Source organism: Allobosea sp. P4_E12, assembly GCF_056401655.1.
Genome location: NZ_JBFUIY010000041.1, coordinates 39372 through 48850, shown reverse-complemented (window position 1 = coordinate 48850; position 9479 = coordinate 39372). Strand labels below are relative to the sequence as shown.

The 9479-nt window shown below is 67.9% G+C and carries 8 protein-coding genes; 7 read left to right on the top strand and 1 reads right to left on the bottom strand.

Annotated elements, in window-relative coordinates; translation table 11 throughout:
* Nucleotides 1-42: 42 nt before the first annotated feature.
* From AC1DW9_RS31680 to AC1DW9_RS31655, 6 genes are all read left to right on the top strand, one after another.
* Nucleotides 43-1284: an NAD(P)/FAD-dependent oxidoreductase gene (locus AC1DW9_RS31680; protein ID WP_441504712.1), complete on the top strand. Its 1242-nt coding sequence runs from the start codon at nt 43-45 to the stop codon at nt 1282-1284.
* A 12-nt stretch (nt 1285-1296) separates the two neighbouring features.
* Complete coding sequence (locus AC1DW9_RS31675; protein ID WP_441504713.1) at nt 1297-2298, top strand: 4-hydroxyproline epimerase; 1002 nt, start codon at nt 1297-1299, stop codon at nt 2296-2298.
* Nucleotides 2299-2552: 254 nt separating this feature from the next.
* Nucleotides 2553-3377, top strand: coding sequence for an inositol monophosphatase family protein (locus AC1DW9_RS31670; protein WP_441504714.1), 825 nt, complete (start codon nt 2553-2555; stop codon nt 3375-3377).
* Between the two features lie 57 nt (nt 3378-3434).
* A complete protein-coding gene (locus AC1DW9_RS31665; protein WP_441504715.1) occupies nt 3435-4493 on the top strand; it encodes an ABC transporter ATP-binding protein in 1059 nt (352 codons plus the stop codon).
* Nucleotides 4490-6130 (top strand): ABC transporter permease, encoded by a 1641-nt coding sequence (locus AC1DW9_RS31660; RefSeq protein WP_476855293.1) that lies wholly within the window; start codon nt 4490-4492, stop codon nt 6128-6130. Before AC1DW9_RS31665 ends, AC1DW9_RS31660 begins: the two co-directional genes overlap by 4 nt.
* 85 nt (nt 6131-6215) lie before the next feature.
* Entirely contained in the window at nt 6216-7223 is a 1008-nt protein-coding gene (locus tag AC1DW9_RS31655; protein WP_441504717.1) for an ABC transporter substrate-binding protein, read from the top strand.
* Nucleotides 7224-7313: 90 nt separating this feature from the next.
* Here the strand turns inward: AC1DW9_RS31655 and AC1DW9_RS31650 are convergent, their stop codons facing one another.
* Nucleotides 7314-7946 carry a LysE family translocator gene (locus AC1DW9_RS31650; RefSeq protein ID WP_476776994.1) on the bottom strand — a complete coding sequence of 211 codons (633 nt, stop codon included), beginning with the start codon at nt 7944-7946 and terminating at the stop codon, nt 7314-7316.
* 420 nt (nt 7947-8366) lie between these two features.
* On the opposite strand from AC1DW9_RS31650, the gene AC1DW9_RS31645 reads away from it, so the two are divergent.
* Entirely contained in the window at nt 8367-9476 is a 1110-nt protein-coding gene (locus tag AC1DW9_RS31645) for an efflux RND transporter periplasmic adaptor subunit (RefSeq protein WP_476776995.1), read from the top strand.
* Nucleotides 9477-9479 lie beyond the last annotated feature (3 nt).

Below are 9479 nucleotides of genomic sequence, written 5' to 3'. Positions count from 1 at the left end.
CGCCGCGTCCGCTCGCCGATTGAGCCAAGCAGGTCTTCGTTGATGGCCGATCCCGATGTCATCGTCATAGGCGCCGGCGTCGTCGGCCTCTCCGCAGCGATCGCGGCGCAGGGGCGCGGCCTGTCGGTCATCGTGCTTGATCGCGAAGGACCGGCGGCCGGCGCGTCAGCCGGCAATGCCGGCGCCTTCGCCTTCACCGATATCCTGCCGCTCGCATCGCCCGGCATTCTCAAGAAGGCGCCGCGCTGGCTCGCCGACCCGCTCGGGCCGCTCTCGGTGCCGCCGCGCTATGCGCTGCAGATCGCCCCCTGGATGTATCGCTTCTGGCGAGCCTGCTCGCCCCGGAACGTGGAGCAGTCCACGGCGGCGCAGACGGCCCTGATGGACCTGTCGAAAGCCGAGCTCGAGCCGCTGCTGCAGGCCACCGGCACCAGCTACATGCTGCGCAAGGAGGGCAACCTCCAGGTCTACGAGAGCGAAGCCGAGCTGAAAGCCTCGCTTCCCGGCTGGCAGGCGCGGGAAAAGCACGGCGTCGCCTTCCGCCATCTGAATGCCGCCGGCATGGCCGAGATCCAGCCCGGCCTTGCGCCGCGCTTCACGCATGGCACCTTCACGCCCGGCTGGTACTCGATTGCCGATCCCAAACTCTACACCCTTGCCCTCGCGGAGGCGTTCCGCAGCCGGGGTGGCGTGATCGAGCGTCTCGATGTTTCGGGCCTCACGCCACTCGGGGATACTGTCGCGATCCATTCGCGCGACGGCGGCACACGCTGCGCGCCGCAGGTCGTCATCGCAGCGGGCGCCTTCTCCCATCTGATCGCCCGCAGCCTCGCAGAGCACATTCCCCTCGAAACCGAGCGCGGCTACAACACCACCCTCCCCACTGACGCCTTCGACCTGCGCACGCAGATCACCTTCGGCGGCCACGGCTTCGTCGCCACCCGGCTCTCGACCGGCATCCGCGTCGGAGGCGCCGTCGAGCTCGGCGGCCTGAATCTGCCGCCGAATTTCGCCCGTTCGGAGGCGATGCTGAAGAAGGCGCGCCTCTTCCTGCCCGGCCTGAAGTCCGAGGGCGGCGTGCAGTGGATGGGCTTTCGCCCCTCGCTGCCCGACAGCCTGCCGGCGATCGGGCGGGCGCGGGCCACGCCGCGCGTGATCCACGCCTTCGGCCACGGCCATCTCGGCCTGACCCAATCGGCAGGGACCGCCCGGCTCGTCGCCGATCTCTTGACCGGGCGCGAGCCCGCAATCGACCTTGCCCCCTTTTCCTCGCAGCGCTTCTGAAGGGCCCGGACCATGGCCAGCTACACCTTCTCCTGCATCGACGGACATACCTGCGGCAATCCGGTCCGCCTCGTCTCGGGCGGCGGCCCGCGGCTGGAAGGCGCCGACATGCTGGAGAAGCGCGCGCATTTCCTGCGTGAGTTCGACTGGATCCGCACCGGCCTGATGTTCGAGCCGCGCGGGCACGACATGATGTCGGGCTCGATCCTCTATCCGCCGACCCGGCCCGATTGCGACGTCGCCGTGCTCTTCATCGAGACCTCCGGCTGCCTGCCGATGTGCGGCCACGGCACCATCGGCACGATCACCATGGGCATCGAGAACGGCCTGATCACCCCGCGCGAGCCGGGCAAGCTCTCGATCGAGGCGCCCGCCGGCAAGGTCGACATCACCTATCGCCAGGAGGGCCGCTTCGTCGAGGAGGTGCGCCTGACCAATGTGCCGGGCTTCCTCGCCGCCGAAGGCCTGACGGCCGAGGTCGAAGGGCTCGGCGAGATCGTGGTCGATGTCGCCTATGGCGGCAATTTCTATGCGATCGTCGAGCCGCAGAAGAATTTTCGCGATATGGCCGACCATACCGCCGGCGAGCTCGTCGGCTGGTCGCCAAAACTGCGCGCCGCCCTCAATGCCAAATACGAGTTCGTCCATCCCGAGCATCCGCAGATCAGCGGCCTGAGCCATATCCAGTGGACGGGCAAGCCGACGAAGCCGGAAGCGCATGCGCGCAATGCCGTGTTCTATGGCGAGAAGGCGATCGACCGCTCGCCCTGCGGCACCGGCACCTCGGCGCGCATGGCGCAGCTCGCGGCCAAGGGCCGGCTCAAGGTCGGCGACGAGTTCGTGCACGAATCGATCATCGGCTCGCTGTTCAACGGCCGCGTCGAGGCAGCGACCACCGTCGCGGGCAAGCCGGCGATCATCCCCTCCATCGCCGGCTGGGCCCGGATGACCGGCATCAACACGATCTTCATCGACGATCGCGACCCCTTCGCCCACGGCTTCGTCGTCAAATAAGGGACGGCTCAGAAGCGACGGAGCGCGGCGGCGGGTGAACGCCGCGCTGGCCGTGCGCTTGCTTCCCGGCTAACAAGTTTTCGCGGGGCGTTGGGGCCGCTGTGTCGCGCCGAATCGGCATTCCCTAAGGGCGGCGGGGCGCGGCCCGGCGGTTTTTCCGCGCATTACTCCTCGTCCCGAGCCCGCACGGCGCTCAATTCCATAGTCGGCGAAGCAAAATACTTATTGTATTTTTCTTGTATCATGACATTCTGATGACATCTCGAAGCGGTGGTGAGGCGGGGATGCGCTCCAAGGAAGAGGAAGACAGCTGGCTCGCCTTCGCCTGGCAATTGGCGCAGGAGAGCGGCAGCATCCTGCGGGAGGCGGCAACCGTCCGGCCCGATGTCGAGGTCAAGCCCGACCGCAGCTTCGTCACCGCGCTCGATGCGCGCATCGAACGGCGCCTGCGCGAGCGCATCGCCGACCGCTTTCCCAGCCATGGCATCATCGGCGAGGAGGAAGCCTCCGCGAATTCCGACGCCGATCTGGTCTGGGTGCTCGACCCGATCGACGGCACCGCCGCCTTCATTGCCGGCCTGCCGGTCTATGGCACGCTGATCGCGCTGATGCGCGAGGGCGAGCCGATCATCGGCATCATCGACCATCCCGTCACCGGCGACCGCTGGATCGGCGTCAGGGGCCGGCCGACCCTGCATAATGGCAGCCCCTGCCGCACCCGCGCCTGCGGCGCGCTGGGCGAGGCCATTCTCTCCGCCAGCAATCCCGATTTCTTCGACGACGAGGAGCGTCCGGCACTCGACGCCATGCGCGCGGCGACCGCCTGGCGGATCTGGGGCGGCGCCTGCATGAGTTTTGGCCTGCTGGCGAGCGGGCGCACCGATGCCGCCTTCGACACCAGGATGAAGCTCTGGGATTTCGCGCCCTTCCGCCCGATCATCGAAGGGGCCGGCGGCGTCGTCACCGACTGGGAAGGCCAGCCGCTCACCCAGAGCACGGGCAAGCGCATCATGGCGGCGGGCGATCCCGCGCGCCACCGCGAGATGCTGCGGCTCGTCGAGACCAGCATGAAACACTGAGCCAACCCGCTCCGAGACGGCGCCGATCCGCCGGAGTTCCAGCACCGAGGGGGAGATATGGGTATCGCGATCGAGAATCTGGCCGTCGCCTATGGCGGCCAGCGCGTCATCGACGGGCTCGAACTGACGATCGAGCCGGGCTCCTTCTTCACCCTGCTCGGCCCCAGCGGTTGCGGCAAGACCACCCTGCTGCGCACCATTGCCGGCTTCGTCCCGGCCGAGCGTGGGCATCTGCGCTTCGGCGGTACCGAGGTGACGCATCTGCCGCCGCATAAGCGCGATATCGGCATGGTCTTCCAGGACTATGCGCTGTTTCCCGACAAGACCGTCTTCGACAATGTCGCCTATGGCCTGCGCGCCCGCAAACAGGCGGAAGGCGTGATCAAGACCAAGGTCCAGGCCTCACTGGAGCGCGTCGGCCTCGGCCATCTCGGCCAGCGCCATCCGGCCGCGCTCTCGGGCGGCCAGCGCCAGCGCGTCGCGCTGGCGCGCGCCCTCGTCATCCAGCCGCAGGTGCTGCTGATGGACGAGCCGCTCTCCAATCTCGATGCCAAGCTGCGCCTGCAGGTGCGCGAGACCATCGTCGAGCTGCAGCGCGAGGCGAAGATCACCACCGTCTTCGTCACCCATGACCGCGAAGAGGCGCTGGCCATGTCCGACCGCATCGGCGTGATGAACCAGGGCCGGCTCGAGCAGGTCGGCACGGCGGCGCAGATCTATCGCGAGCCCCGCACCAGCTATGTCGCGGACTTCGTCGGCGGCGCCAATCTGGTCGAGGTCGACACGCTGGCGCGCCAGGCCGGCGAGACCGGCCCGGTCGTGCTCGACGGCACGGCGATCGCGGCCCGTGCGCCGGCGGCGCTCGCGGCCGGCCGCGCGACGCTGGTGGCGCGGCCCGAAGACATCCTGCTCGCCGAGCCCGGCAGCGCCGGCACCCTGCCCGGCCGCATCGCGCATCGGCAATATCTCGGCGGCAAGACCAGCTACAAGGTCGTGCTCGACAGCGGGCGCGTTCTGGCGGTCGATCTCCAGAGCGGCGCCCATGACCGTTTCGAGCCCGGCGCCAAGGTCGGCCTCGGCTTCGATCCGGCCCGGACGCTGGTGCTCGCATCATGAGCCGGCAGTTCCGCTCGGTCTGGTTCTGGTTCTCGGCGCTGGCGCTCGCGATCCTGGCCGTGTTCCTGCTCTATCCCCTGCTCAGGGTGCTGACCGGCAGCCTGGGCAGCGGCAGCCATAGCGGCTGGGCGCTGCTCGCGGCCGATCCGAAATATTTCGCCGCCATCCTCAACACGATCGTGCTCGGCGTCGCCGTCACCCTGACCACGACGCTGATCGGCGTGCCGCTCGCCTATTTCACGGCGCGCTTCGAATTCCCGGGCAAATCGATCGTCGCGGTGCTGCCGCTGATCACGCTCGTCATCCCCGAGGTCATCGCGGCCCAGACCTGGCTGATGATGCTCGGCAATAACGGCTTCATCACCCGCTATCTCGGCGCGCGGGGCATCGACATCCCGAGCTTCTACGGCTGGCCCGGCCTGATCACGGTGATGACCTTCACCTATTACACCTACATCTATATCGGCACGCTCGCCGCCATCCGCGGCTTCGACGTCCAGCTCGAGGAAGCCGCCCAGAGCCTCGGCACCTCGCCGGCGCGCTCGCGGCTGCGCGTGATGCTGCCCGTGGTCCTGCCCTCGGTGCTCGCCAGCTCGCTCCTCGTCTTCACCCTCGTCGTCGGCAATTTCGCGACCGCGACCATTCTAGGCAGCCGCGTGCCGCTGCTCTCGGTGCTGACCTACCAGGCGGCGGTCGCCGAGGGCGGCTCCGACCCGGTGATGCAGTCGACGCTGGCGACGGTCTCGATCGCGCTCGTGATGATCGTGCTCTTCGTGCAGCGCTGGATCGTCTCGCGCGGCCGCCACGAGGTCACGCAGGGGCGCGGCGCCAGGGCCGAGCGGCTGCGCGGCCTGCCCGGCCTGTTCATCGGCCTGCTCGCCGGGCTGCTCGTCGTCGTCTCGCTGCTGCCGCTCGGCTCGATCGTGATCGGCGCCTTCACCGTCTCGCGCGGCCCGGTGATGCGCTGGGGCGAATGGACGACGGCCCATGTCGAGCGGCTGGTGCGGATCGCGCCCGATCCGGTGCTGAACACGCTGGCCTATTCCGCCGTCGCGACCGTGATCGGCATCACCTTCAGCGCGCTCGTCAGCTATCTCATCGTCAAGAAGCGCAATATCCTGACGCCGGCGCTGGATTATCTGACGGCGCTGCCGCTGGCGCKGTCGGGCACGATCATCGGCCTTGGCCTGGTGATGTCCTTCAACACCGGCTTCCTGCCGTTGACCGGCACGGCGAGCATCATCGTGCTCGCCTATGTCGTGCGCCGATTGCCCTTCGGCATCCGCAACTCCTCCTCGACGCTCTACAATATCCCGAACTCGATCGAGGAGGCCTCGGTCAGCCTCGGCGTGCCGCCGGTCGCGACCTTCTTCAAGGTCGTGCTGCCGCTGATGCTGCCGGCCGTCGCCGCGGCCGCGGTGCTGACCTGGACGACCACCGTCGCCGAGCTCTCGGCCTCGATCATCGTCTATTCCGGCGGGCGCGAGACGATGCCGATCCAGATCTACAAGCTGATCGATTCCAACCTGATGGCCTCGGCCTCCGCCTATGGCCTCGTGCTGGTCGCGGTGATCCTGATCCCGATCATCGTCGCGACCCGCGTCTTCAAGATCGACCTGTTCTCGTCAAAGGCCTGAACGGTTCCAGAAAACGACCAAGCCGGGCCGGCTCCGCCTCGCCGTCCGGACACAGCAAGGGGAAGGCGGGGAGAAAGGAACGACCATGACAAACCTGATCGACCGCCGCGCCGTCCTTGCCGGGCTAGCGGGCCTTGCGGCCGCACCGGCGCTACCGGCTTTCGCCCAGGGTGCAGCGGGCACCGTCGTGCTCTACACCTCGAACAATGCCCAGGCCGTGGACGCCGTGCTCGGCGTCGCCAAGGACAAGCAGGCAAAACTCAAGATCAGCACGATCACCGGCGGCTCCGGCCAGCTCCTGCGCCGGATCGAGGCTGAAGCCGCCAAGCCCCAGGCCGATCTGTTCTGGAGCTCGAGCGCCAATACGCTCGGCGCCTTCAAGCCGCTCTTCGAGCCCTATGCCTCGCCGGAAGCCGCCGCGATCCCGGCAGCCCTGCGCCAGCCGGAGAACCTCTGGACCGCCTCGAACGTCCATCTCGTCGTGGCCATGGTCAACAAGAACCAGCTCGGCGGCAAGCCGGCGCCAAAGACCTGGAAGGAGCTGCTCGACCCGGCCTTCAAGGGCAAGATCATCATCGCCGACCCCGCCAACAGCTCGACCGCCTATACGATCCTGTGGGGCGTCGAGAAGCTGCTCGGCCCCGATGGGCTGAAGGCGCTCGCCGCGAACCTGACGGTGTCCAGCGCCGCCTCGACGGTGCTGCGCAGCGTCGGCCAGGGCGAATACCCGATCGGACTGACCTTCGAGTCGAATGCCTATGCCTATGTCGCCGGCGGCCAGCGCGAGATCTCGCTGGTCTACCCCAGTGAGGGCACGTTCAGCACGCCGGAATTCCAGGTGCTGATCAAGGGCGCGCCGGGCGGCGCCACGGCAAAGGCCGCCTATGACCTGATGCTCTCGAAGGAGGCCCAGATCGCCCTTCTGGAGAACGCCTTCCGCCGGCCGAGCCGCAGCGACATCGACGTCTCCAAACATGTCGAGCTGCCGGCCATGGACAGCGTCAAGGTCTTCGGCATCGACGAGGACGAAGCCGCGGCCAAGCGCGACGAGTTCCTCAAGCGCTGGCAGTCCTTCGCGAGCGCCGCGAAGTAAGGGCGAAAGCTCAGCTCTTGAAAACGCCCGGCCACGGTTTCCGCGGCCGGGCGTTTTTTTGCCTCGTGTCGTGTCACGCGCGAGGCACGCTCAGTTCCTGGCCCCGAGCGCGAGACGGCAGGCCAGCCCCGCGAACACACCCGCGAGCAGATACTGGGGCAACCTGGGGAAGCGGAGCCGGCCGGCAACAAGGCTACGAAGCCGGGTGCCGAGCAGGATCACCGCGCCGTTCACGAGGAAGCCGATGCCGTTGATGATCGTGGCGAGCACCAGCATCTGCGCCACCATCGAGCCGCCTTCAGGCGTCACGAATTGCGGAAACAGCGCCAGGACGAAGAGCGCCATTTTTGGATTGAGCAGGTTGGTCGCAAGGCCCTCCCCGAGGATCCGCCGCCCCGACAGCCGCTGCAGCGTCGCTGTCGGGGAAAACCCTGCTCCGTCCGCGCGCAAGGTCTTCCAGGCGAGATAGAGCAGATAGGCGCAGCCGGCCCAGCGCAGGATCTCATAGGCGATCGGCACGGTCAGGAAGAGCTGGGAGAGCCCGAGCGCGGCAGCAAGCGCATGGCAATAGGTGCCGAGCGCGATGCCCGCATAGGTCAAAAACCCGGCGCTGCGCCCCTGGCTGATGCTGCGCGACGCAATCAGCAGCATGTCGGGGCCGGGCGTGGCGGTAAGCACCAGGCAGGCGGCGGCAAAGATCATGAGGGTGGAGAGATCCGGCATTGCGATTTCCTTCGAAAGGAGCCGGAATTCCGCTCTATCAGGATTCGCTGGTCGGGCAAGGCGCCCTCCCCGGTGCGACCGGCGCCAGCGGCAGATCGAACGCGCGGCGATTGCTCACCGTCAGCGCTCTCACGACCACAGGCTGACGCGCGGTGCGCGCTATGGCCGCTTTCAGCGAACACGGACACTTCGCGGAGACTGCCCCCGAACGCGGCGAGCGCCGGGACGGCCCAGACGGAAGGTCGCGCATCCACGATAATCGAATGACGAAATACGTGTGACGAATATTGACATTCATCACACGTAAGCCGATCATGCTTGCGCTACCGGTGTTTCCTGAAGGTGCGATCCGCGCGTCAAACCCGCGATCCAGACCTTCCGCAGCACCCCTGTCCGGCCTCACAACAGTTCGAGGGCGCCATGCGCGGATCACCACTGCTTTCCAACGTATTTCGCGCCACCTCCATTGCGGGGCTCGCCGCGGTGCTCGCCGGTTGCGGGCCTTCGGACGGGGCAGAGCGCGCCGAAACTCACGACCAGGCCCGCCCTGTCCTGGCTCCGGCCGTCGCCTTCGAGCCAAGGACCGGCGAGCGCAGCCTCGTCGGTGTCATTCGTGCCCGCGTCGAAAGCGATCTTGGCTTCCGCGTGCAGGGGAAGGTCGCCAAGCGGCTCGTGAATGTCGGGGACGTGGTCCGGGACGGCGACGTGCTCGCCACGCTCGACGAGGCCGATTTCGGGCTCCAGGTCGCGCAGGCCGAGGCGGAGCGCGCGGCAGCGGCCGCCAGCCGGGCGCAGGCCGAGGCCGACTTCGATCGCGCCAGGTCACTGATCAAGCAGGGGTGGACGACGGCCGCCACGCTCGACGCAAGGCGCGCCGCTTCGGAGGAGGCGCGGAGCCGCCTCGCCCGCGCTGAACGCGCGCTGGACCTCGCCAGGAACGCCTCGTCCTACGCCGTCCTGCGCGCCGACGCGAACGGTGTCATCACGGCGACCGCGGTCGAGCCCGGCCAGGTCGTCCAGCCCGGATACGCAGCGATCCGGCTTGCCCGCACGGCAGAAAAGGAGGCCGTCGTGGCGATCCCGGAGGCCTCGGTCGAACGCGCGCGACAGGCGAAGGCCGTCGTAACGCTCTGGTCGAATGCCGGGGTCCGCTATGGCGCGACCTTGCGGGAATTGTCGCCTGCCGCCGACGCCGCGACGCGGACCTATCTCGCGCGCTTCCCGGTCGCTGCAGCAGGCCCGGAAGTGCAACTCGGCATGACGGCGACCGTAACCCTGACCGATTCCGATCCCGAGCGCATCGTTCGCCTGCCGCTGACAGCGCTCGTCAACCAGGGCGCGGGGCCGTCAGTGTGGACCGTGCGCCCGGACGGAAAGCTCGCAGCCAAGCCGGTCACTGTCGCCGTCTACGAAGCGAAGGACGTGATCGTCTCTGGCGGACTCGCAGAGGGCGACCGCGTGGTCCTGCTTGGCGCGCAGAAGCTCGACGCCGGCCTGACGGTTCGCGCCGTCGATCAATTCTCATTCTGAGAA

What these genes read in the sequence shown, in the direction of transcription:
- AC1DW9_RS31680 (WP_441504712.1), top strand. Translation starts at nt 43, where the DNA reads ATGGCCGATCCCGATGTCATCGTCATAGGCGCCGGCGTCGTCGGCCTC.
- AC1DW9_RS31675 (WP_441504713.1), top strand. Translation starts at nt 1,297, where the DNA reads ATGGCCAGCTACACCTTCTCCTGCATCGACGGACATACCTGCGGCAAT.
- AC1DW9_RS31670 (WP_441504714.1), top strand. Translation starts at nt 2,553, where the DNA reads ATGACATCTCGAAGCGGTGGTGAGGCGGGGATGCGCTCCAAGGAAGAG.
- AC1DW9_RS31665 (WP_441504715.1), top strand. Translation starts at nt 3,435, where the DNA reads ATGGGTATCGCGATCGAGAATCTGGCCGTCGCCTATGGCGGCCAGCGC.
- AC1DW9_RS31655 (WP_441504717.1), top strand. Translation starts at nt 6,216, where the DNA reads ATGACAAACCTGATCGACCGCCGCGCCGTCCTTGCCGGGCTAGCGGGC.
- AC1DW9_RS31650 (WP_476776994.1), bottom strand. Translation starts at nt 7,946, where the DNA reads ATGCCGGATCTCTCCACCCTCATGATCTTTGCCGCCGCCTGCCTGGTG.
- AC1DW9_RS31645 (WP_476776995.1), top strand. Translation starts at nt 8,367, where the DNA reads ATGCGCGGATCACCACTGCTTTCCAACGTATTTCGCGCCACCTCCATT.